Genomic DNA, 21683 nt, shown 5'->3' with positions numbered 1-21683 from the left:
CGTCACCGCCCGTAGCTGTCGAAGTAGTGGCCCCACAGCTGCTCCTCGGTCGGAACCCGGGGCTCGATGACCCGGGCCAGCCGGGTGATGTTGAGGAAGTGCCGGTAGGAGAGGTTGTCGCTGATGCTGTTGCCGGCCCAGGTGCCGGCGCCCATGGTCAGCGTGAACCCGAGCCCGTTGTCGAACGAGCCGCCGGTGCCGAAACAGTGCGCCTGGTTCACCAGCACGCGGGCGACCTTCAACCGGGACGCGACCAGCCGGGCGTGCTCCTCGGTCCGGGTGTGGATGCCGCAGGAGTGGCCGGCGCCCTGGTGGTCGAGCAGGAGCTGGATGCGCGACAGCGCCTGCTCCAGGTCGGTGAACCGGTAGACGGTCAGCACCACCGACAGCTTCTCGCCGCTGAACGGGTGGTCCGGCCCCACGCCGTCCTCCTCGACCATGAAGAACTCCGCGCCCGGCGCGTCCAGCCCGGCCAGTGCGGCGATCTTGTCGGGGGGCTGGGCGGTGACCGCCGAGCTGAGCTTGCCGTCCGGCCACATCACCGCCCGCAGCCGCTGCTTCTCCTCGCCGGTCAGCAGGTAGCCGCCCTGCTCGCGCAGCGCGTTGAGCGCCTGCCGGTAGACGTCGGCGTGGATGTGCACCGAGTTCTCCGACGAGCAGCTCGTCGCGTAGTCGAACGTCTTGCTCCGCCTGATCTTCTCGGCGGCGTCGGCCACGTCGGCGTCCGCGTCGATGATCACCGGGGCGTTGCCGGCGCCGACCCCGATCGCGGGGGTGCCGCTGCGGTAGGCCTGCCGCACGTTGCGCTGCGAGCCGGTGACGACCACCAGGTCGGCCTGGCGCATCAGCTCGTGGGTCAGCTCCTTGCTTGCGCCTTCCACATACTGAACGAGGTCGCGCGGTGCGCCCACCTTGTCCAGCTCGGCGTGGATGTGCTCGACCAGCAGCCGGCAGGTCGACTCGCCCTTCGGCGACGGCGAGAGGATCACCGCGTTGCGGCCCTTGAGCGCCATCATCGTCTTGTTCGCCGGGGTGGCCGCCGGGTTCGTGGACGGGCAGACGGCGGCGACGACCCCGACCGGCTTGGCGTACTCGGTGATCCCGGTGGCCGGGTCCTCGGAGATCACGCCCACCGACTTCGCCCCGGTGAGGTCGCGCAGGGTGCCCATGGTCTTGCGCTGGTTCTTCGCGACCTTGTCCGCCACCCGGCCCAGGCCGGTGTCGCGCACCGCGAGCTCGGCCAGCTCCTTCGCCCGGTCCGGTTGGTAGATCGCCCAGGCGACCCCGGCCACCACATCGTCCACCCGCCGCTGGTCGTAGCCCTCGAAGACCGCCTGCGCGGCCCGTGCCCGCGCGACCAACGCGGCGACCGTCTCGGCGGCGGTGGTGCTGACCTGGGTTGTCGTCATGCCCGCATCCTTTCACTATGTGGCATGCCGTCCCACAACGTACGGGGGAGGGTCACGGGTCGTCAACGGCGACGGCGGCTGTGAGCGTTGACACAAGCGAAGCGGCTCTCTACCTTATTGTGGCATTCGCTTCCACTAATTGGAATCAGGCGGTGCCAGACGATGAAGTCTTGGACGACGACCCGCCGGGCCGGCTCGGTCAACACCGGGCTGCTGCGGGCCTACCGGGGCCGGGTGCGCGGTTCGATCCTGCTGCTGCTCTGCGCGATGTACTTCATCACCTACGTGGACCGGGTGAACATCGCGACGGCGGCGCCCTACATCCGCGCTGACCTGCACCTGTCCAACACTGAGCTGGGCCTGGTGCTGTCCGCGTTCGCGATCCCGTACGCGTTCTTCCAGGTGTTCGGCGGCTGGCTGGCCGACCGGTTCGGTCCGCGCCGGCTGCTGTTCGGCGTGGGCCTGATCTGGGCGCTGTCCACCGCGCTCACCGGGTTCGCCACCGGGCTGGTCAGCCTGTTCGCGGCGCGGCTGGCGCTGGGCTTCGGCGAGGGCGCGGCGTTCCCCGGGGCCACCCAGGCGATGTCCCGCTGGCTACCCGCCGACCAGCGCGGCTTCGGCCAGGGCATCACGCACTCGTTCGCCAGGCTCGGCAACGCCGTCGCGCCGCTGGCGGTGGCCGGGATCATCGCGCTGTTCGACTGGCGGGCGTCGTTCTGGGTGCTCGGCGCGGTGAGCCTGGTGTGGGCGGTGGTGTGGCTGCGCGGCTACCGGGACCGGCCGGCCGAACACCCCCGGATCACCGACGAGGAGCTGTCCGAGCTCAGCGAGCGCCAGCGCGCCGACCAGCGCCCGCCGGTGCCGTGGGGCCCGCTGCTGCGCCGCATCCTGCCCGTCACGTTCGTGGACTTCACCTACGGCTGGATGCTGTGGGTGTACCTGACCTGGATCCCGTCCTTCTTCGCCAACGGGTACCACCTGCAGCTGGAGAAGTTCGCGCTGTTCACCACGCTGGTGCTCCTGGCGGGCGTGGTCGGCGACACCCTGGGCGGGGTGGTCTCCGACGCCCTGCTCCGCCGCACCGGCAGCCTGCGCATCGCACGCCGCTCGGTGCTGGTCGTGGGCCTGCTGGGCTCGTTCGTCTTCATCGTGCCCACGCTGTTCGTGCACCAGCTCGTGCTGGTCACCATCTGCCTGGCGCTCGCGTTCTTCTTCCTGGAGCTGACCAACGCCGTCCTCTGGTCGATCCCGATGGACGTCGCGCCCGACCACGCCGGGACCGCCGGCGGCCTGATGAACACCGGCTTCGGCCTCGCCGGCATCGTGTCACCGGCCGTCTTCGGCCTGCTGGTGGACCGCACCCAGGGCTGGGTGGTGCCGTTCGCGGTGTCCGCCGGCCTGCTCGTCATCGGCGGCCTCACCGCCCTGTGCATCGACCCGTCCAAGAAGCTCCCGACGCCCGACGGTGAGTCAGAAGCCGTGGCCGGGGGGTAGCAGGGTGGAGATCTCCTTGGCGGCCCTGGTCACCTCGGGTCCGAGCTCGTCGAAGCGCTCGACCGGGACGTGCACCGACGGCGCCTGCACCGCGATCGCGGCCCTGGCGATGCTGGCCCCGTCGCGGATCGGGGCGCCGACGCAGCGGACCCCGACGTGGGACTCCTCGTCGTCGGTGCTCCAGCCCCTGGCCCGGATCAGGTCCAGCTCGGAGCGCAGGGCCTTGAGCGTCGTGTGCGTATTGGGCGTCAGACGGTCCAGGCGGCGCCCGCTGGTGAGGTGGTGCTCGCGGACGTCCTCGTTGAACGCGAGCAGCGACTTGCCCATCGCCGAGGCGTGCAGCGGGACACGGGTGCCGGGCGGCTGGGTGAAGCGCAGCGGCTTGGCGGACTCGACGCGCTCGACGACGACCACCTTGTCGCCGGCGAGCACGCCCAGGTTGACCGACTCCCCGGTGCCCTCGGCCAGCCGCCGCAGCACCGGGTACACCACGTCGAGCGCGAAGTTGCGGTGCGCGGCCTGGCCGAGCAGGAGCGCGGCGGTGCCGAGGTAGTAGCGCTCGCTGTCCTTGTTCTGCGCCAGGTAGCCCTCGGCGACCAGGGCGCGCACGATGCGGTGTGTGGTGCTCAGGTTCAGGCCCAGCTCGCGCGCGACCACGCCCACGCCCAGGTCGCCCTGGTGGTCGCGGAACAGGCGAAGCACCGCGAACGCGCGGGAGATCGTCTGCGCGCCGAGCACCGGGCCACCGCCGGCCTGTTCGTCAGATGCCATACCCAGGAGTCCCCCTTCCACATCTTGGAAGCAGTGTACGCCGGGGTGCGCCGGTGACGCGGCTGGTGGATGGTAGGTGAGCGGCTCAACGGCGAGCCGTCATGCCTACGGGACGGAAACGCCATGGGGAACTCGGTTCAATCGTTCGGTCGAGCGGTACTCCTGCCGGCGGCGGTCTTCCAGATCGTCGAGGTGGGTCCGGGGTTCAGCACCGGTAGGGAAGTGGCGCAGTACGCGGGGCAGTTCGGCGCCGTCGGCGTCTGGACGCTGCCCGTCATATTCGTGGGATTCGCGGTGCTGTGCGCCCTCGGGTACGAGCTGGCGCGTGTCCTGCGGACGTACAACTATCGCGAGTACATTCGTGAGCTGGTCGGCCCGCTGTGGCCGTTGTTCGACGTGTTGTGGATTGTGCTCACCATTCTCGTCACGGGGATCGTCACGTCCGGGGTCGGCGAGGTGCTGTCGAGGGCGTTCGGCGTTCCCTATCTTGTCGCGGTGTTGGGTGTCTTCGTGCTCATCGGGCTGGTTCTCTTCTTCGGCCGGGGCCTTTTCGAGCGCTTCGACGTGCTCGGGAGCCTGCTGTTCTCCGGCGGGATCAGCGCATTCGCGATCTTCGTGCTAGTGCAGCGCTGGGACGCGGTGGAGAGCCTGTTCACCAGGGGGGACACGTCGCTCGCCGCCTCGCCGAGCCTAGGTGCGGCGCTACTGTCGGGGCTGGTGTACGTCGGGTACAACATCTCCGCGCTCATTCCGGTTCTCTTCTGTCTCGACCGGCAGACCAGGAGGTCGGAGGCCGTGTTCTCGGGCGTTCTGTCCTCGGTGCTCGTGGTCGTCCCCTTCGCGCTCACCTATCTCGCGCTGGCCAGCTTCTACGAGAAGAGCGTCGTCGAGGCGCCGATTCCCTGGCTGGTCATGTTCGAGCGGTCCGGGGGCAGCGTCTTTGCGGGCCTGTTCGCCGTCGTGTTCGTCTACGCGGTCGTCGACACGTCCGCATCGAACATCCACGCCTTCATTCAACGCGTGAACAGCTCGCTGGAGGAAGGAGGACGGAAGGCGCTGACGATGCCCAGGCGCGGGGCGTGCTCGGCGGTCATCCTCGCCGCGTCGTTCTTCCTCTCGCAGCTGGGCATCATCGCGCTGGTCGACAAGGGGTACACATACTTCGCCTACGCCTTTTTGCTGATCTTCGTGGTGCCGCTGCTCACCAGGGGCGTCTATCTCATCAATGCCCGGTCGAAGGTTACGACGACGACAATGACGACGACATGACAAGGAGATCCGACGGATGACAGGAACCGTGAGCGTAACGGTCGCCGACGCGTACCGGCAGGCCAACCCGATCTCGGAGCGCCGATTCCGGGAACAGGCGGACCTCGTACCCGGCGGCGCCACCCACCTCGCGCGGGCGTTCGACCCGTTTCCGCTGTTCATCGACAGGTGCCGGGGGGCGCGGAAGTGGGACGTGGACGGCCACGAGTACGTGGACTACTGGATGGGCCACGGCGCGAACCTGCTGGGTCACGGCCACCCCGCCGTGCTGGAGGCGCTCGCGGCGCAGCTGCCCAACGGGCTGCACGCGGGCGGCGAGACGGAGCTCGGGCTGGAGTGGGCGCGGCTGGTCTGTGAGCTGGTGCCCTCGGCCGAGCAGGTGCGGTTCATGGCGGCGGGCGGTGAGGCCACCCAGATGGCGCTGCGCCTCGCCCGCGCCCACACCGGCCGGAACAAGATCGTGAAGTTCACCTACAACTTCCACGGCTGGCACGACGCGGTCATGGTCGGCTACATGCCGCCGTTCGACGTGCCCTACTCGGTGGGCCTCACGCCGGACGTGCGGGACTCCGTGCTGGTGGCGCCGTTCAACGACCTGGACGCGACCCGGCGGCTGGTGGAGAGCAGCGACAACAGCGACGACATCGCCGGGCTGATCCTGGAGCCGGGCGGGGCGCACGGCGACACCGTCCCGAGCGACCCGGAGTTCCTGGCCGGCCTGCGCCGGCTCACCCGGGAGCGGGGGATAGTCCTGATCTTCGACGAGGTCGTGACCGGCTTCCGCTATGCGCGCGGTGGGGCCCAGGAGTACTTCGGCGTCACCCCCGACCTCACCACGCTCGGCAAGATCGTCGGCGGCGGTGTCGCGGCGGGCGCCGTCGCCGGCGGCTCGCGGTTCATGGAACCCCTGGTCCGAGGCGACGACCCGGAGTGGGCCCGGTTCCGGACGGTTCCGCACCCCGGGACCTGGAACGCCAACCCGCTCGCGGCCGCCGCGGGCGTGGCGACGCTGCGCCTGCTCAAGGCCGAGGAGCCGGTCGCGCGGGCCACCGACCGGGCGGCGACCCTGCGCGACGGGATCAACGACGCGTTCGAGCGGCACTCCGTGCCGGGCATGGCGTACGGCCGAAGCTCGATCCTGAACATCTTCCTGGGCGACCCGCCGGGGCTGCTGCGCGGCGACAGCTCCCACCGCGAGGAGGACGGCGCCCGGCTGGCCAGGGGAAACGGCCCGCTCGGCGCCCTGTTCCGCAAGGCGATGCTGCTGGAGGGGGTGGACCTGATGGGGTCGCGGTGCTTCGTGTCCGCCGCCCATTCCGAGGCCGACGTCGAGCACACCCTCCGAGCCGTGGACGCCTCGCTGGAACGGTTGAAAGCCGAACGAGCGATGTAGAGTCGCCCGGCGTGATCGTCGTCGCGGTCGCGCTGGGCGGAATTCTCGGCGCCGAGGCCCGGTACGGGCTCGGCCTGCTGATGCCGCACGGCCCCGGCGGCTGGCCGTGGGCGACGCTGCTGATCAACATCACCGGTTGCCTGTTGATCGGCGTGCTGATGGTGGTGATCACCGAGCTGGTCGAGCCGCATCGGCTGGTGCGCCCGTTCCTCGGCGTCGGGGTCCTCGGCGGCTACACCACGTTCTCCTCCTACACCGTCGAGGTCCTGGCGCAGGCCGACGCCGGGCGCCTCGGGGCGGCCGCCGCGTACTTCGTGCTGACCCCGCTGGTCGCGCTGCTCGCCTGCGCGACCGGGGCGGCGGCGACCCGGCTGGTGGCCCGATGGGTCGACCGATGAGCGCGGTGCTGTGGGTGGCGCTGGGCGCGGCGATCGGGGCCCCGGCGCGCTACCTGATCGACCGCGCGGTCCAGACCCGCCACCGCACCCGGTTCCCGTGGGGCACGTTCACCGTGAACATGATCGGCTCGTTCATCCTCGGCGGCCTGACCGGCGTCAGCGACGTGCTGCCGGCGGCGGTGCAGTCCTCGGTCATGGTCGGCCTGTGCGGCGCGCTGACCACCTACAGCACGTTCAGCTACGAGACCTTCGTCCTGCTCGAGGGCAGGGCGCGCGCCACGGCGGTGGCGAACGTGGCGGGCAGCGCGGTCGCCGGCCTGGCGGTGGCCGCCCTTTCGTGGTGGCTCACTGGCGTGGTCCTGCATTCCTGAGCAGGCTGGTACCCGACGCGCCCACAGGGACAGGCGGGGACGAGATGACGCACTCGGACGCGGCGGCGGCAACGGTGGCAACGATCGTCGTCGGTTACGGCCCCGGTTCGGAGAACGACCACGCGCTGGTCGCCGCCGCCGACCTCGCCCGCCGGCTGGCCGCCCGGCTGTGGGTGGTGCACGTGGCTTGCCTGGAGGACTATCCGGTCGATCCGGACGCCGCCGACTGGGAGGAACGCGCCCGCGACGAGCTCGCCGAGCACCGCGACCACGTGGCGCGGCTGCTCGCCGGCCGGGGCGTCGGCTGGGACTACGAGACCCGGCGTGGCGACCCGGCCGACGAGCTGTGTCGCGTCGCCGACGAGCACGACGCCCTGCTCATCGCGGTCGGCACCCGGGGCGAGGGGCTTCGGACGGTCATCCCGAGGCTGTTCGAACCGTCCGTGTCCCACGCCGTGATCCATTACCAACACCGCCCGGTGCTCGTCATTCCACCGCCGGATATGCGCCATTGACATCATGAAGATCTAGGAATATTTTCATGCGGAAGTATTTTGAGTGGGGGGTGTCCGGAAGGAGGAGCTGTGCCCGAGGTCGTATTCAGTGTTGATCAGACCAAGTCGATGCGGGATCAGGCCGTCCCGGGGCACAACCGATGGCACCCGGACATCCCGCCGGCGGCGTCGGTGCGCCCGGGCTCGGACTTCCGGGTGGAGTGCCGGGAGTGGACCGACTCCCAGCTCGGCAACAACGACTCCGCCAATGACGTACGGGACGTCAACCTCAACGTGGCGCACATGCTGAGCGGACCCGTCGAGATCCAGGGCGCCGAGCCGGGCGACCTCCTGGTGGTGGACATTCTCGATCTCGGCCCGTGCCAGGGGCCGCAGGAGCAGGGCGACGCCCCCGGGCAGGGCTGGGGCTACACCGGGATCTTCTCCAAGGAGAACGGCGGCGGCTTCCTGACCGACCACTACCCGGACGCGTACAAGGCCATCTGGGACTTCCGGGGCCAGGAGGCGACCTCCCGGCACGTCCCGGGCGTGCGCTACACCGGCATCACCCACCCCGGCCTGTTCGGCACCGCCCCGTCCGCGGAGCTGCTCGCCGAGTGGAACCGCCGCGAGCAGGCGCTGATCGACAGGGACCCGGACCGCGTCCCGCCGCTCGCGCTGCCTCCGCTGGAGGACGGGGTCCTCGCCGGCACGCTGTCCGGTGCGGAGCTGGCGCGCGTCGGCCGGGAAGGCGCCCGGACCGTCCCGGCCAGGGAGAACGGCGGCAACCACGACATCAAGAACTTCACCAGGGGCAGCCGCGTCTACTACCCGGTCCACGTGCCCGGCGCCAAGCTCTCCGGCGGCGACCTGCACTTCTCCCAGGGCGACGGCGAGATCACGTTCTGCGGCGCGATCGAGATGGGCGGGTTCATCGACTTCGGCGTCGACCTGATCAAGGGCGGCATGGAGAGGTACGGGATCACCACGAACCCGGTGCTCATCCCGGGCCGTGTCGAGCCCCGCTACAGCGAGTTCCTGACCTTCATCGGCGTGTCGGTGGACGAGAACACGGGGGAGAACTACTACCTCGACGCCACCGTCGCCTACCGCCGGGCGTGCCTCAACGCGATCGAGTACCTCAAGAAGTTCGGGTACTCGGGCGAGCAGGCCTACCTGCTGCTCGGGTCCGCCCCGATCGAGGGCCGGGTCTCCGGCGTCGTCGACATTCCCAATGCGTGCTGCTCGCTCTACCTTCCGACCGAGATATTCGACTTCGATATCCGGCCGAACAAGGAAGGCCCGCTCGCGGCGGCGCGCGGCGCGGCGGCGAGGACGAGCTGAGCTCGACATGCCGGTGTATGTCTTCAGGTGCACCGACTGTGGCCGGTTCGAGCGGCAGTGCTCGATGGCCGAGGTCGACGATGACACGCGGTGCCCGACGTGTGGGGACAGCGCTCGGCGGGTGTTCACCCCGCCGAGCCTGCCCGCGCTGAGCTCACCCCTGCGGCGTGCGCTGGCCGCCGAGGAGGCCAGCAGCGAGCAGCCGCGAGTGGTGTCCACGAAAAGCGGACGGCCCATGCCGCACTCATCGTTGCACCGCCATTGATGTTTCACGCTCGTGAACAAGACACGGGGTGAGTTTCGATGTTGTTGGGCGTTGTGTTGTTGTATGTCGGGGCCGTTCTCTGTGTGAACGGCATCTGGCTGATCGGGCAGGCAGCGGCCGTGCCGGCGGGGGCGGAGGGCGAGGCTCAACGGGAACGGTCGCCGCTGTTCATACAAAACCGTGAAGTGGCGGTACTGAATATCTTCACGGGTTTCGTCGGTGTCGTGATCGCGGTCATCTTCCTCGTGCAGGGCGGGGTCAAGAACGACCTGAGCTCCGTGCGAAGCGGTGGCTACATCTTCCTGTTCGCGTTCACGTACCTGTGGGTGGCGTTCAACCAGTTCCTGGATGCCGGGGGCCGCGCGTTCGGCTGGTACTGCCTGTTCGTGGCGGTCACCGCGGTCCCGGCCGGGATCTACACCCTGGCGGCGACCGGCGGGAACCCCGCCGTGTGGTGGCTGGGGCTCGACTGGTTCGCCTGGGCCGTCCTGTGGGGCCTGTTCTGGGCGCTGCTGGCGCTGGGCAAGAACATCGCCCGCCCGGTCGGGTGGCTGACCATCGCCGTGGGCATCGTCACGGCGTGGGCGCTGGGGTTCGCGATCCTCGTCGGCGCGCTCGCGTTCTAAGCCGTCAGGTAGCGGGCCAGCACCTCGGCCTCCGCGCGGAGTCGCTCGGCCTGGTCGTCGCGACCGAGCCGCTCGTACTCCCGCGCGGCCGCCGAGCGCTCCCGCACCTCGTTCTCGACGATCGAGCGGAGGTCGGCGTCCGTGAGCCGACGGCGTCCGGCCTCCGCCGCGCCCAGGCCGGCGGCCGCCCCGGCAACGTGCTCGCTGCCGGTGGAGGTGTCGAGCCGGCCGTCGGAGGGGAGGGCCTCGGCGTTCTCGATCGCCGCCAGGGCCGAGCGAAGGGCGGTGACGGCGACCCGGTCGCGGGTCTTGAGGGCCGCCGTCAGGTCCGTGCGAAGGCTGGCGCGCATGCGTCCAGGCTACGGGGGAGGAGGTCCACCGCCGCCGTACGTCGTCGCGGAGCGGGCCGGGGGCGCCGGCGGCCGGTACGGGGCGGTCGCGAGCAGGAGCTTGCCGGTCCATCCCGGGTCGCTCGGGCGGTAGCGGCCCGCGATGGTTCCGATGCGGATCGGGGACGGGGCACGCGACCCGCCGAAGTCGGGCTCCCTGCCCGACCGTGCATCGAGCCGCCGCAGGCGTTCGCCGATCCGGTACCGGCCCGAGGACGTGCGTTCGAGCGCGCCCCACCCGAGCAGGTCGCGGACCAGGCGGTGGGCGGTGGACGGGGGCAGCTCCGCCGCGTCGGCCAGCTCTCCGAAGCCGAGCGTGTCGTCGCCGCGCTCGAAGGCGGCGAGCAGCGCGAGCAACCTCATGGCACCCGAGCGCCTATCCGCGGACCGTCCTCCGGACACCCGCCCATCCTGGGCCATCGCCCGCCCGCGCCGCTATTCTTTCGGCGCCCTTTTTCCATGCTGAACCGGCATTTCGTTCTGACGAAACCCTGTTTTTGATTTGTTATTGCGCGCTCCTTCAACGGGCGCCGTTCCGCTCCGGGATGCGAAGCTGTACCGGACCGGGTGCCGGCGAGGGGTGGGTATGGACAGCGGGTCCGAGACGACGGCGATGGACGACGCCCCGCTGAACCGGTTCCACCTGCGAGTGGCCGCGTTCAGCGCGGGCGGGATCCTGTGCGACGGCTACATGCTCGGCATCATCGGGCCGGCGCTGAGCCACTACTCCGAGCAGGTCCGGCTGGGGCCGGTGTGGACGGGCCTGCTCGGCTCGTCCGCGCTGATCGGGCTGTTCGTCGGGAGCCTGCTGTTCGGCTGGCTGACCGACCGGGTCGGCCGGCGCGCGATCTACACCCTCGACCTGGCGGTGTTCGTCGTCGGCTCGCTGCTGCACCTGGTCGTCACCGACGTGGCGTGGGTGTTCGCGCTGCGGCTGGTGCTGGGCATCGCGATCGGCGCGGACTATGCGATCTCGCCGTCGATGCTCGCCGAGTTCGCCCCGCGCCGTTACCGAGGCGCGCTGCTCGCGGCGATCAGCGCCATCTGGAGCATCGGGTTCTTCGCGTCCTACCTGGTCGGCTCGCTGCTGAGCGGGTCGGGGCCGAACGCGTGGCAGTGGATGCTGGCCAGCGCCGCGGTGCCCGCGTTCCTGGTCGGGCTGATGCGGATCGGCTGCCCGGAGTCGCCGCGCTGGCTGGTGCGCCACGGCCGCGCCGAGGAGGCGCTGCGGGTGGTGCGCGAGCACATCGACCCGCGCGCGACCCTCTCCGACCTGGACGAGCGCGACCTGGAACGGCCGGCCCGTTTCCGCACCCTGTTCTCCCGGGAGTACCGGTCCCGGATCGCCGTCGGCGGGGTCTACTGGTTCAGCCAGGTCGTGCCGCTGTTCGCGATCCTGACCTTCCTGCCCTCGGTGCTGTCCTCGCTGGGCGTGCACGACGACGCGGTCGGGGAGCTGGGCTCGAACCTGTTCCTGCTGATCGGGTCCACGGCCGGGATCTTCGCCATCGCCTACGCGGGGCGCCGCCCGTTCATCCTGTCCAGCACCGCCGCGCTGGTGCTGCTCGCGGTGGTGCTCGGCCTGTGGCGTGGGGCGCCGGGCACGGCGGCGCTGGTGCTGCTCGCGCTGTTCATCCTGATCATCGGCTGCGCGCAGGTGGTGACCTCGGTGTACCCGAGCGAGATCTTCCCCACCGAGGTCAGGGCGTCCGGCGTCGGGCTGTGCACCTCGATCAGCAGGGTCGGGGCCGCGGTGGGCACCTTCCTGCTGCCGCTGGCCATCGACGCGGTCGGCGTGCACACCACGATCCTGATCACCGCCGTGATCCTGGCCGCCGGGCTGGCGGTGGCCTGGAGGTGGGCGCCGGAGACCAGCCGGCAGACGCTGGGCCAGGCCAGTCATGGCGGGGACGGACACACGGTGCGGGAGGCAGGGTAGTGCGGACACGGTTCGTCGAGGGCGGCGCGACCGAGGAGATCGCGGGGTACGCCAGGGCGGCTCGGGAGGGATCCCGGATCGCGGTGAGCGGCACCACCGCGAGGCTCGCGCCGGGCGAGACGCTGGACACCTACGCCCAGGCCGCGCAGGCCCTGGCGCGCGCGGTGGATGCGGTGCGGCGGCTCGGTGGCGGGGCGGAGAGCGTGCTGCGGACGCGGGTGTACCTCGCGCCGTCGGCGGACTGGCGAGGGGCCGCGCGGGCGCACGCTGAGGTGTTCGCCGCGCACCGCCCGGCCAACACCATGCTGTTCGTGTCCGGGCTGATCGGCGACGACGGCGTCCTGGTCGAGGTCGAGCTGGACGCGGAGGCCGCCGGGTGAGCGTGACGACCAGCATCCGGCTCAACAACGACCTCGACGTGGAGACCCTGACCCGCATCGCGCGCACCGCCGAACGGCACGGGTTCGACCAGATGTGGGTGTCCAACGACCTGTTCCTGCGCTCCGGACCGGTCATCCTCACGGTGCTGGCCACCGCGACCGAGAAGATCAAGATCGGGTCCGGGATCTGGAACCCGTACTCCGTGCACCCGGCCGAGATCGCGATGATGGCCGCGACCCTGCAGGAGGTCTCCGGCGGGCGTTTCCTGCTCGGCCTCGGCGCCGGCGCGCAGGACTTCCTGGGCTGGGCGGGGCTGGAGCGGACCGCGCCGCTGGGCACCACCCGCTCGGCGATCACCGCGATCAGGGCGCTGCTCGCCGGGGACTCGCCGGCCGCCGTGCCCGGCTCGGGGTCGGGCTGGACGGAGCTGGCCCACCTGCGCACCGGAGCGGCGCCGACGCCGATCTACCTCGGCGCGATGAGCCCGAAGATGCTGGCCATGGCCGGCGAGCTGGCCGACGGCGCGCTGCCGCTGCTGTACCCGCCGGAGCACTTCGCCACGGCGGCCGAACAGATCGCCGGGGGAGCCTCGCGCGCCGGGCGGACCCTGGCCGACCTCGACCTGGCCGCCTGCTTCTGGTGCTCCATCGACGACGACCCGGACGCCGCCGCCTCGGTGCTGGCCGAGAAGATCGCCTACTACGGGGCGTCGTTCGCGCCGTACCTGCTGGCCAGGGCGGGGCTGTCGGTGCGCGACTTCGACCCCATCCAGGCCGCGCTCGCGGCCGGAGACGTCGACGGCGCCCGCTCGCTGGTGACCCCCGCGATGCTGGGCCTGGGCATCGCGGGCGGAGCGGACGACGTGCTCGCCCGGTGTCGCGGGCTGCTCGCCGCCGGTGCCACCCACCTGTCCTTCGGCCCGCCGCTCGGCCCCGACCCGGAACGCGCGGTGCGGGTCCTGGGGGAGCGGGTGCTGCCGGCGCTCGGCGATGAGCCAGCGGGCGCCTGACCTCGGCGACGGCCCGTCCCGGGGCAGAGCCGAGCGGTCCCGGTTCGTGGGTGTCGCGTTCGCGCTGCTGGTCCTGCTGATCGGCGCGAACATGCCCAGCCCGCTGTATCCCGGGTACGAGCGGGACTTCGGGTTCCCTCCGGTGACGTTGACGCTGGTGTTCGCCACCTATGTGGCCACGCTGGTGCCGTCGCTGTGCCTGGCCGCGCCGCTCGCCGACACGCTGGGCTACCGCCGCGTGCTGGTGCCGGCGCTGGCGTGCGCGGCGGTGGCGATGGGGCTGTTCGCCGCGGCGCGCGGCGTCGGCTGGCTGTATGCCGCGCGAGCTGTGCAGGGTGTCGCGGTCGGGGCCGCGGCGGGGACCCTCACCAGCGCGCTGCTCGCGACCGCGCCCTCGGGGAACCGGACGCGCGCGTCGCTGCTGGCGACGCTGACGACCACCGCCGGCAATGGCATCGGGCCCGTCCTGGCCGGGCTCAGCGCCACCTATCTGCCCCAGCCCACCCGGCTCTGCTACGTGATCGAGATAGCGCTGCTGCTGGTCGCCTCGGTCGCCGTGATGAGGCTGTCGGGGGAGCTGGGCCGGCTCGGCGACGCCTGGCGCCCCCGGGTGCCGGCGGTCCCGGCCCGAGCGCGCGCCCGGTTCCGGGTGGCCGCGGCGGTGAGCGCGCTGGGCTGGGCGGTGACCGCGCTGTGCCTGGCGCAGGTGCCGTCGTACCTGGCCGCGTTCGCCGAACGGCCGAACCTGGTGCTCGCCGGGCTGGCCTCGGGGATGATCTTGCTGGCGGCCTCGGTCACCCAGCTGCTCGCTCGCACCCTGGACACCCGCAAGGCGCAGGCGTTCGGCCTGCTGGTGCTGGTGGCCGGGGTGGTCGGGCTGCTGCCGGCCGGGGCGTGGCGCTCGTCCGCGCTGGTGCTGGCCTGCTCGCTGGTGGCGGGGGTCGGCCAGGGGCTCGCGTTCATGGGCGCCATGCGTCAGGTCAACGAGACGTCCACCGAGGCGGAGCGCTCGGGGGTCATCGCGGCCTTCTACACGGTCACCTACCTCGCCTTCGGGGTTCCGGTCATCGGCGTCGGGCTGCTCGCGACGGTGCTGGACACGACGCGCGCCGTGCAGCTGTTCGCCCTCGCGTTCGTGCCGCTGTCCCTGCTGACCGCGCGCCGGGCCTGGCGGTCGTGAGCTACGCGGACTGGCGGCGCAGGCCCTCCAGCGAGTCCGCGGTCAGGGGGTGCGGCGGTGAGTCGGGGCGGACGAACACCACCGTGCACGGGGCGTGGTGGGCCAGCGCGGAGGTGAAGCTGCCCTCGGCGAACTGGGCGATCGGCCCGCGCGGGGAACGGCCGACCGCGACCGCGCGCGCCGAGACCTCCGCCGCGTGCTCGGCCAGCACCCGGCCCGCCGCTGCGTGGTCACCGACGCTGGTGAGCACCTGCCCGGTCGCGGCGATGCCACGCTCGGCGAGGCGCTCGAGGTGCCGGCGGACCCTGGCCCTGGCCTGCTCGGCGTCCTCGGCGTCGACGGCCTGGTCCTCGACCACGGCGGTCTCGCGCAGGTGGACGACCTCCAGCGGGCTGGCGGTGCTCCGGGCGAGCGCGGCGGCCGCGTCGACGTTGCTCTCGGCGTTCTCGTTGGCGGCCACCGCCACGATCACCGGCCGGTACTCCGGCGCCGGCGCCCGCCCGACGCGCTCCAGGCCGGCGCGGACCGGGGCCTCGGTGTGCTCGGCGGCGTCCACCAGCTTGTGGCCGGACGCGAGCACGGCGATGGCGAGCAGGAACGCGCCGGCGCCGACGTAGAACGGCACGCCCAGGTTGCTGGCCTCGGCCAGCTTGCCGGCGGCGAACGGCGCCAGCCCGCCACCGATGAAGCGCACGAAGCCGTACGCGGACGAGGCGATCGGCCGCTCCACCGGGGAGACCAGCATGACCGCCTGCGTGGTCAGGGTGTTGTTGATGCCGATGAACGCGCCGCTGGCGATGACCGCCACGATCACGACCTCGGGGGTGTCCACGCCGGCCGCGATCGCAGCCATCACGATGCCGAGCCCGGCCAGGTTCGCGTAGAGCACCTTGGCGGTGCCGAACCGGGCCTGCAGCCGGGGCGCCACCAGCACGCTGAACGCGGCGACCAGCAGCCCCCAGCCGGTGAACACCAGGCCGAGGTGGTGCGCGTCGAGCTTCATCGGGTACGGCGCGTAGCCGAGCATCGTGAAGAAGCCCCAGTTGTACAGCAGCGCCATGACGCCCATGGTCGCCAGGCCCCGGTGCCGCAGCGCCCTGAGCGGCGCGGCCAGCGAGGTGCGGTGCGCGGGCTTGGACCCCCGTGGCACGAACGCCAGCGTCGCGACCAGTGCGATGGCCATCAGCACGGCCACGCCGAAGAACGGCCCGCGCCAGCTGATCGCGCCCAGCTCGCCGCCGAGCAGCGGCCCCACCGCGATGCCAAGGCCGAGCGCCGTCTCGTACAGGATGATCGCGCCGCCGAAGCCGCCGCTGGCCGAGGCGACGATCACCGAGAGGCTGGTCGCGATGAACAGGGCGTTGCCCAGGCCCCAGCCCGCGCGGAACCCGACGATGCCACCGATCGAGCCGGACAGCCCGGCCAGCGCCGCGAACACCACGATCAGCGCCAGGCCGATGACCAGCGTGCGCTTGGCACCCAGCCGGCTGGACACCCAGCCGACGACGAGCATCGCCACCGCGGTGACGACCAGGTAGCTGGTGAACAGCAGCGACACCTGGGCCGGCGTCGCCCGCAGGCTGGCGCCCAGGGCGGGCAGGATCGGGTCGACCAGCCCGATGCCCATGAACGAGATGACACAGGCGAACGCCACCGCCCACACCGCCCGTGGCTGCCTGAACGGGCTCGCGGCCTTCGCCTCGGACGCGCTCATGCCGAGCAGTCCATAACCACATTATGCATAAGGTAATTATGAACCTGCGGGAAGCGGTCCGCAACGCGGTGGCGGCCGGCCGGCGGCGTTCGAGGGCAACGTCACGCCGCCCGCCAGATTCGGCTGCGCAGGTCTCTTCCCCGGATGACCTGGATTCGCCGTAGTTGATGGCCCCGACGTAGCGATGTAGGCGTTGAACTCGGCTTCCAGGTCGGTGAACGCGCTGACCGCGGTGCTCATGTGCCTTTCCGCAGCGACTCGACGACGCGCGTGAGGCTGGCCGCGCCGTGGCCGGCGGCGACCTGCTTGTCGATCAGTTCCTTCAACGGGACCAGCGTGTCGGCGGGCACGCCCAGCGACCGGCTGGCGTGGATGATCGTGGCCAGCCCGGCCTGGTTGATGGCGAGGTTGGACTCGTCGGTGGTGTAGTCCGCGCGGTCGATCTCCTCGGCGAACGTGGACAGCGCCGGGAACGCGTCGCCCAGCCAGGACACCAGCATCGGGGTGAGCTCCGCGGCGCTGATCCCCTCGGCCTTCGCCATCGCGGCGGCGTGCAGGAACCCGCCGAGCATGCCATACATCCCGGCGAGGATGGCCACGTCGTGCACCGAGGCACGACCGGCGTCGGCGCCGACGAAGGTGCCCCTGCCGAGTACCGCCAGCTGGTCGCGCCAGCGCTCGTGGACCGCCGCCGAACCGCTGTAGTTGATCGACGACTGGGCGGTGCCGATCGTCTGAGGCACCGCGTACACGGCCGCGTGCAGGTACTGCGCCCCGTGCCGAGCCGCCCACCCGGCCAGCTCCCGGGCGTGCTCCGGCCCGCCGGAGGTGAGGTTCACCAGCGCGCGCCCGCGAACGGCCTGGGCCGCGCCGGCCAGCACCTCCCGAACGGCCGGGGGATCGAGCAGGGCGACGAGCACCAGCTCGCCGGCGGCGATCGCCTCGGCGGCCGTCGCCGCCACCGTCGCCCCACCGGCGGCGAGCGGCTCCGCCCTGGCCGGGGAACGGTTCCAGACCGTCGTCGGATGGCCGTTGCGCAGGAGCGTCTCGGCCAGCGCGCGCCCCAGGTTGCCCAGGCCGATGACGGTGACCGGCCGCTGTGTCGTGTCCATGGGTCCAGGCTCGCCGCGGCCGGCGGACCCGGCCAGTGACAGGAATGACCGGCAACGCCAAATTCCTGCCATACGATGGCGGGCGTGAGCGCTGGTTCCGTCGCCCTGGTCGTGCCCGACGAGGTCGGCGTGCTGGACCTGTACGAGCTGGGCATCCCCGCGACCGTGTTCGGGATGCCGCAGCCGGACCTCGCCGACCCCTGGTACGACCTGTGGCTGTGCGGGACCGACGCCAGGGCGCGGGAGCCCGTCCGAGGGCTCGCCCTGCGCAGCCGGCACCGGCTCGACGACATCGTCGGCGCCGACACGGTCATCGTGGCGTGGGTGCCGGACGAGGTCATCGAGGCGGACGCCCCCGTGCCGCCCGAGCTGGTCGCCGCCCTGCGTCGTGCGCATGAGGCGGGCGCCCGGATGGTCTCGCTGTGCGTCGGCGCGTTCGCGCTCGCCGAGGCGGGGCTGCTCGACGGCCGGCGCGCCACCGCGCACTGGATGCACACCGCGCAACTCGCCGAGCGCTACCCGAAGGTGCTGGTCGACGACTCGGTGCTCTACGTGGACGACGGCGACGTGCTCACCAGCGCCGGGATGACCGCCGGGCTCGACCTCTGCCTGCACCTGGTCCGCCGCGACCTCGGCGCGCACGTCGCCAACCAGCTGGCCCGCCGGATGGTGGTTCCCGCGCACCGGCCCGGCGGCCAGGCGCAGTTCATCGACCTGTCCGTCCCGACCACCGACGGCAACGGGCTCACCCCCGTGCTGGACTGGGCACGAGCCCACCTCGACCGGCCGCTGACCATCGACGACCTGGCCCGGCGCGCGGCGGTCAGCCCACGGACCTTCTACCGACGGCTGCGGGAAGCCACCGGGACGACTCCGCTGCGGTGGCTGCTCAACCAGCGCCTGGGCCGAGCGCAGAGCCTGCTGGAGTCCACCGACCTCCCGGTGGAGCGGATCGCGAAGCTCAGCGGCCTCGGCACCGCCAACAACCTGCGCTACCACTTCGTCAAACAGATCGGGATCTCGCCCGGCGACTACCGGCGAACCTTCCCCCGGCGGCTCCGGGCGTCGCACCGGCCCGGGCGAGAGTCGCCCTCGGCGGTGGCGGCGGGGCCGAGGCGGCGGGCCGGCGACCCGGCATGAACAGGGCGAGCACGCCCGCGAGCGCGCACATCGCCGCGAGCAGGACGAACATGTTGGCGTACGCGGTCGCCGTGACCTCCAGCTTGAGCACCGAGTAGAGCGGGTAGAGGTCGGTCGCGCCGCCCTTCCCGGCGGCGGCGGTGGCGGTGGCGGTCGCGGGGGCGGCGGCGCCGGCGGGCCGAGGACCGAGACCGGTGTTGACCATGGCGCCTCGGTCGGACATCATCTGCGCCGACTGGGCGGTGGACAGCGCGCCCAGGGCGGCGACCGCGAGCGCGGACGCCGACCGCAGGCCCACCTGGTTCAGTGCGCTGCCGCTGTTGACCAGCCTGGGCGCGAGCGCGGCGACCCCGCCGCTGGTCACCGGCATCATGGTCAGCCCGAGGCCCAGGTTGAACACGCTGGCCCAGAAGATGACGTTCTCCTTCGGCACGTCCCTGGTGATCTGCGCGAGGTGCACGAACGCGAAGGTGGCGATGAGCATGCCGGTGCTCGCCGGCAGCCGGGGTCCGAACCTGTCGGAGAGCCGGCCGGCGATCGGCATCATGACCGCCATGCACGCCGCGGTGGGCATCATCGCCAGCCCGGCGTCCAGCGGCGACAGGCCCATCACGCCGAGCAGCAGCTGGGGGATGTAGAACAGCGTGCCGAACATCGCGAACGTGATCAGGAAGATGATGAACATCGAGTTCACGAACGGCCATGACCTGAACACCCGCAGGTCGAGCAGCGGGTTGTCCAGCTCGTTCTCGATGACCACGAACAGCGCGAAGCACAGCAGGCTGACCGTGAGCAGGATCAGCGTCGGGTAGCTGGTCCAGCCCCAGTCCTGTCCCTGGGAGGTGGCCAGCAGCAGGGAGAACAGCGCGACGGCGATCGTGGCGAAGCCCCACGGGTCGAACCGGGGCCAGCTCGTCGGCTTGCGCTGCGGCAGGATCAGGCGCGCGGCGATGGCCGCGAGCACCCCGATCGGGATCTTGCAGTAGAACAGCATCGGCCACGTCGAGTACTCCACCAGCCAGCCCCCGAGCGTGGGGCCGATCCCGGGCGCGACGATCACGCCCACCCCGAAGATCCCCATCGCGGTGCCGATCTTCTCCTTGGGCACCATCATGAAGATCAAGGTCATCCCGACCACCGGCATGAGGCCGCCGGGGATGGCCTGCAGGATGCGGAAGGCCACGATGCTCGTCAGGTTCCAGGCCAGCCCGCACAGCGCCGATCCGACGGTGAACGCGATCAGGCAGTAGACGTAGAGCCGGGTGATGCCGACCCGTTCGCTCAGCCACTTGCTCAGCGGGATCGCCACCCCCATGGACAGGGTGTAGGCGGTGGAGATCCACTTTCCGTCGTCGGGGCTGATGCCCATCGAGTGCTCGATCGTCGGCAGCGCGACGTTCACGCTGCTGGTGTCCAGCGCGCCCATGAACGTGCCCAGCATGAGCACCAGCAGCGGCACCAGCCATCCGCCCGATGACGAGCCCCCGCCGTCCTCCCGAGCGCCCGCCTGCGGCATCCGCACCTCCATGAGCAGGAGCCACTATTTAGTGCACGTTCGTTCAGCAAGTTACTGTACGATCGTTCGCTGAGTCGAGGCAAGGCGCTCGGGGACAATGGCTGGCGTGACGACGCAGGGCGTGGCCGGGCGGCCGGAGCGGACCCGCAACCGCTGGGGCGAGGGGGAGCAGCTCCGCACCGAGATCCTCAACGCCGCCAGCCGCCTGCTGTGCGAGCTCGGCGACGAGGCGGGGCTGAGCATCCGAGGCGTCGCGCGGGCGACGGGGGTCGTGCCGGGCAGCATCTACCAGCACTTCCGCAACCTCGACGAGCTCGCCGACGGCCTGCACGAGCACGAGTGCGACAGGGTCTACCAGCTGGTCGAGCGCGCCAGCGCGACCGTCTCCGAGGACGACCCGGTCGGTCGGCTGCGCGCGGGGCTACGGGCGTACTACGACTTCGCGGTCGCCAAACCGGGTCACTACCGGATCCTGTTCCGCCGCCACAACGCCGGCGAACCGGTGCCGGCCGATCCGAGCACGACCCCGCTCGGCCGCATCGTCGCCCTGTTCGTGGCCGGTTTCGAGCGCTGCGAGAAGGCCGGCCACCGCCTCCGCCAGCCGAGCCAGCAGGCCGGCACGATGGTGTTCGTCTCCACGCACGGGCTCGTCGCGCTCTACCACGCCAACCCCACGCCGCGAGATCCCGCGCCGCAGTGGCGCTACGTCGACAACCTGCTGTCCCTGATCATCGACTAGCGTCACCAGGGGATGTGGCCGTTGGCGTCGACGTAGTGCCCGGTCGGGCCGCCGGGGCCCACCAGGGCCATCCGCACGATGATCTCGGCGCCCTCCTCGACGGTCTGCAGGCCCGTGTTGCGGTTCAGGTCGGTCTGGGTGAAGCCGGGCTCCACGGCGTTGATCCGCATGGTCGGGAACGCCTTCGCGTACTGCACGGTGATCATGTTGACGGCCGTCTTCGAGGCCGGGTAGGCGACGCCCGGGTAGGCGTACGCGCGTGAGCCTGGGTCCGAGGCCCGGGTCAGCGAGGCCAGGTTGCTGCTGACGTTGACCACGACGGGGTCGGGGGAGCGCCGCAGCAGCGGCAGGAACGCGTGCAGCACGCGCACGACACCGAAGACGTTCGTGTCGAACGTGCGGCGCATCAGGTCGGCGGTCAGTTCGCCGGCGCCGATCACGCCGTCGTCGGGTCCCCATTCGATGGCGATGCCCGCGTTGTTGACCAGCACGTCGAGCCCTCCGTCGGCCTCGACGGTCTTGGCGGCGGCCGCCACGGACGCGTCGTCGGTGACGTCGAGCTGGACCGCCCGCGCGCCCAGCCGTTCGGCGGCCCGGCGGCCGCGCTCGGCGTCCCGACTGCCGACGTAGACGGTGTGGCCCTCGGCAACCAGCCGGCGGGCCGTCTCGAAGCCGAGGCCCTTGTTCGCTCCGGTGATCAGTGTCGCTGTCATGCCTCGACGCTAGAATT

Annotated in this window: 22 protein-coding genes and 1 pseudogene; 15 read left to right on the top strand and 8 right to left on the bottom strand. The window is 71.4% G+C overall.

Features of this window, described 5'->3' with window-relative positions; translation table 11 throughout:
• Positions 1-2 precede the first annotated feature (2 nt).
• Positions 3-1409: an acylating sulfoacetaldehyde dehydrogenase gene (gene sauS, locus N912_RS0106395; RefSeq protein WP_028921789.1), complete on the bottom strand. Its 1407-nt coding sequence runs from the start codon at positions 1407-1409 to the stop codon at positions 3-5.
• Between the two features lie 162 nt (positions 1410-1571).
• Between sauS and N912_RS0106390 the strand changes: the two genes are divergently transcribed.
• Positions 1572-2903: an MFS transporter gene (locus tag N912_RS0106390; RefSeq protein WP_084210621.1), complete on the top strand. Its 1332-nt coding sequence runs from the start codon at positions 1572-1574 to the stop codon at positions 2901-2903.
• Here N912_RS0106390 and N912_RS0106385 read toward each other — a convergent pair.
• Positions 2880-3674 carry an IclR family transcriptional regulator gene (locus N912_RS0106385; protein WP_028921787.1) on the bottom strand — a complete coding sequence of 265 codons (795 nt, stop codon included), beginning with the start codon at positions 3672-3674 and terminating at the stop codon, positions 2880-2882. The two genes, N912_RS0106390 and N912_RS0106385, sit on opposite strands and share 24 nt — an antisense overlap.
• A 123-nt stretch (positions 3675-3797) precedes the next feature.
• Between N912_RS0106385 and N912_RS0106380 the strand changes: the two genes are divergently transcribed.
• The 8 genes from N912_RS0106380 to N912_RS0106345 all read left to right on the top strand — a co-directional run bounded on the left by N912_RS0106380 (position 3798) and on the right by N912_RS0106345 (position 9834).
• Positions 3798-4943: a hypothetical protein gene (locus N912_RS0106380; RefSeq protein WP_028921786.1), complete on the top strand. Its 1146-nt coding sequence runs from the start codon at positions 3798-3800 to the stop codon at positions 4941-4943.
• A gap of 28 nt (positions 4944-4971) precedes the next feature.
• Positions 4972-6336, top strand: coding sequence for an aspartate aminotransferase family protein (locus N912_RS0106375; protein WP_169747821.1), 1365 nt, complete (start codon positions 4972-4974; stop codon positions 6334-6336).
• Between the two features lie 11 nt (positions 6337-6347).
• Positions 6348-6734, top strand: coding sequence for a fluoride efflux transporter FluC (locus tag N912_RS49880; RefSeq protein ID WP_245645190.1), 387 nt, complete (start codon positions 6348-6350; stop codon positions 6732-6734).
• Entirely contained in the window at positions 6731-7105 is a 375-nt protein-coding gene (gene crcB / locus N912_RS0106365) for a fluoride efflux transporter CrcB (protein WP_028921784.1), read from the top strand. The genes N912_RS49880 and crcB overlap by 4 nt, the downstream gene beginning before the upstream one ends.
• A gap of 44 nt (positions 7106-7149) precedes the next feature.
• Complete coding sequence (locus N912_RS49875; protein WP_051579753.1) at positions 7150-7620, top strand: universal stress protein; 471 nt, start codon at positions 7150-7152, stop codon at positions 7618-7620.
• Positions 7621-7689: 69 nt separating this feature from the next.
• A complete protein-coding gene (fmdA, locus tag N912_RS0106355; protein WP_028921783.1) occupies positions 7690-8943 on the top strand; it encodes a formamidase in 1254 nt (417 codons plus the stop codon).
• The gene (locus tag N912_RS66950) at positions 8834-9208 is read left to right on the top strand and encodes an FmdB family zinc ribbon protein (protein WP_084210620.1); all 375 of its coding nucleotides are present in this window, start codon (positions 8834-8836) and stop codon (positions 9206-9208) included. The genes fmdA and N912_RS66950 overlap by 110 nt, the downstream gene beginning before the upstream one ends.
• Positions 9209-9246: 38 nt before the next feature.
• A complete protein-coding gene (locus tag N912_RS0106345) occupies positions 9247-9834 on the top strand; it encodes an AmiS/UreI family transporter (protein WP_028921781.1) in 588 nt (195 codons plus the stop codon).
• On the opposite strand, the gene N912_RS0106340 is transcribed toward N912_RS0106345, so the two are convergent.
• Both N912_RS0106340 and N912_RS0106335 read right to left on the bottom strand, forming a co-directional pair.
• A complete protein-coding gene (locus N912_RS0106340; RefSeq protein WP_028921780.1) occupies positions 9831-10184 on the bottom strand; it encodes a GatB/YqeY domain-containing protein in 354 nt (117 codons plus the stop codon). The genes N912_RS0106345 and N912_RS0106340 overlap by 4 nt on opposite strands.
• A 9-nt stretch (positions 10185-10193) precedes the next feature.
• Positions 10194-10586 (bottom strand): helix-turn-helix domain-containing protein, encoded by a 393-nt coding sequence (locus N912_RS0106335; RefSeq protein WP_028921779.1) that lies wholly within the window; start codon positions 10584-10586, stop codon positions 10194-10196.
• Between the two features lie 223 nt (positions 10587-10809).
• On the opposite strand from N912_RS0106335, the gene N912_RS0106330 reads away from it, so the two are divergent.
• The 4 genes from N912_RS0106330 to N912_RS49870 are packed head-to-tail and all read left to right on the top strand — an operon-like array spanning position 10810 to position 14732.
• Positions 10810-12162 carry an MFS transporter gene (locus N912_RS0106330; protein ID WP_028921778.1) on the top strand — a complete coding sequence of 451 codons (1353 nt, stop codon included), beginning with the start codon at positions 10810-10812 and terminating at the stop codon, positions 12160-12162.
• Complete coding sequence (locus N912_RS0106325) at positions 12162-12542, top strand: Rid family hydrolase (RefSeq protein ID WP_028921777.1); 381 nt, start codon at positions 12162-12164, stop codon at positions 12540-12542. The genes N912_RS0106330 and N912_RS0106325 overlap by 1 nt, the downstream gene beginning before the upstream one ends.
• Positions 12539-13552 (top strand): LLM class flavin-dependent oxidoreductase, encoded by a 1014-nt coding sequence (locus N912_RS0106320; RefSeq protein ID WP_051579751.1) that lies wholly within the window; start codon positions 12539-12541, stop codon positions 13550-13552. The genes N912_RS0106325 and N912_RS0106320 overlap by 4 nt, the downstream gene beginning before the upstream one ends.
• Positions 13533-14732, top strand: coding sequence for an MFS transporter (locus N912_RS49870; RefSeq protein WP_037062890.1), 1200 nt, complete (start codon positions 13533-13535; stop codon positions 14730-14732). The genes N912_RS0106320 and N912_RS49870 overlap by 20 nt, the downstream gene beginning before the upstream one ends.
• A 1-nt stretch (position 14733) precedes the next feature.
• Here the strand turns inward: N912_RS49870 and N912_RS0106310 are convergent, their stop codons facing one another.
• A complete protein-coding gene (locus N912_RS0106310; protein ID WP_028921775.1) occupies positions 14734-16446 on the bottom strand; it encodes an MFS transporter in 1713 nt (570 codons plus the stop codon).
• Between the two features lie 236 nt (positions 16447-16682).
• On the bottom strand, positions 16683-17558 hold the full coding sequence (locus N912_RS0106305) for an NAD(P)-dependent oxidoreductase (RefSeq protein ID WP_028921774.1): 876 nt from the start codon (positions 17556-17558) through the stop codon (positions 16683-16685).
• Between the two features lie 84 nt (positions 17559-17642).
• On the opposite strand from N912_RS0106305, the gene N912_RS49865 reads away from it, so the two are divergent.
• Positions 17643-18698, top strand: coding sequence for a GlxA family transcriptional regulator (locus tag N912_RS49865; RefSeq protein WP_425415270.1), 1056 nt, complete (start codon positions 17643-17645; stop codon positions 18696-18698).
• A gap of 10 nt (positions 18699-18708) precedes the next feature.
• Here N912_RS49865 and N912_RS65570 read toward each other — a convergent pair.
• A pseudogene (locus N912_RS65570) lies at positions 18709-20139 on the bottom strand (DHA2 family efflux MFS transporter permease subunit); the annotation flags it as partial.
• A gap of 181 nt (positions 20140-20320) precedes the next feature.
• On the opposite strand from N912_RS65570, the gene N912_RS49855 reads away from it, so the two are divergent.
• The gene (locus N912_RS49855) at positions 20321-20953 is read left to right on the top strand and encodes a TetR/AcrR family transcriptional regulator (protein WP_028921773.1); all 633 of its coding nucleotides are present in this window, start codon (positions 20321-20323) and stop codon (positions 20951-20953) included.
• Between the two features lie 2 nt (positions 20954-20955).
• Here N912_RS49855 and N912_RS0106285 read toward each other — a convergent pair whose 3' ends face one another.
• The gene (locus N912_RS0106285; protein ID WP_028921772.1) at positions 20956-21666 is read right to left on the bottom strand and encodes an SDR family oxidoreductase; all 711 of its coding nucleotides are present in this window, start codon (positions 21664-21666) and stop codon (positions 20956-20958) included.
• Positions 21667-21683 lie beyond the last annotated feature (17 nt).

The sequence above is a fragment of the Actinospineispora acaciae DSM 45401 genome, from assembly GCF_000620785.1.
GTDB lineage: Bacteria > Actinomycetota > Actinomycetes > Mycobacteriales > Pseudonocardiaceae > Pseudonocardia > Pseudonocardia acaciae.
The sequence above is the reverse complement of the archived record's forward strand: the minus strand, read 5'-3'. Positions and strand labels throughout refer to the sequence as shown.

Coding starts and splice junctions, on each gene's coding strand:
- N912_RS0106330 (WP_028921778.1), top strand. CDS start 10,810: ATGGACAGCGGGTCCGAGACGACGGCGATGGACGACGCCCCGCTGAAC.
- N912_RS0106390 (WP_084210621.1), top strand. CDS start 1,572: ATGAAGTCTTGGACGACGACCCGCCGGGCCGGCTCGGTCAACACCGGG.
- N912_RS0106335 (WP_028921779.1), bottom strand. CDS start 10,586: ATGAGGTTGCTCGCGCTGCTCGCCGCCTTCGAGCGCGGCGACGACACG.
- sauS (WP_028921789.1), bottom strand. CDS start 1,409: ATGACGACAACCCAGGTCAGCACCACCGCCGCCGAGACGGTCGCCGCG.
- N912_RS0106305 (WP_028921774.1), bottom strand. CDS start 17,558: ATGGACACGACACAGCGGCCGGTCACCGTCATCGGCCTGGGCAACCTG.
- N912_RS0106380 (WP_028921786.1), top strand. CDS start 3,798: ATGGGGAACTCGGTTCAATCGTTCGGTCGAGCGGTACTCCTGCCGGCG.
- N912_RS0106285 (WP_028921772.1), bottom strand. CDS start 21,666: ATGACAGCGACACTGATCACCGGAGCGAACAAGGGCCTCGGCTTCGAG.
- N912_RS0106340 (WP_028921780.1), bottom strand. CDS start 10,184: ATGCGCGCCAGCCTTCGCACGGACCTGACGGCGGCCCTCAAGACCCGC.
- crcB (WP_028921784.1), top strand. CDS start 6,731: ATGAGCGCGGTGCTGTGGGTGGCGCTGGGCGCGGCGATCGGGGCCCCG.
- N912_RS0106310 (WP_028921775.1), bottom strand. CDS start 16,446: ATGAGCGCGTCCGAGGCGAAGGCCGCGAGCCCGTTCAGGCAGCCACGG.
- N912_RS66950 (WP_084210620.1), top strand. CDS start 8,834: ATGCGTGCTGCTCGCTCTACCTTCCGACCGAGATATTCGACTTCGATA.
- N912_RS49875 (WP_051579753.1), top strand. CDS start 7,150: ATGACGCACTCGGACGCGGCGGCGGCAACGGTGGCAACGATCGTCGTC.
- N912_RS0106385 (WP_028921787.1), bottom strand. CDS start 3,674: ATGGCATCTGACGAACAGGCCGGCGGTGGCCCGGTGCTCGGCGCGCAG.
- N912_RS49870 (WP_037062890.1), top strand. CDS start 13,533: ATGAGCCAGCGGGCGCCTGACCTCGGCGACGGCCCGTCCCGGGGCAGA.
- N912_RS0106345 (WP_028921781.1), top strand. CDS start 9,247: ATGTTGTTGGGCGTTGTGTTGTTGTATGTCGGGGCCGTTCTCTGTGTG.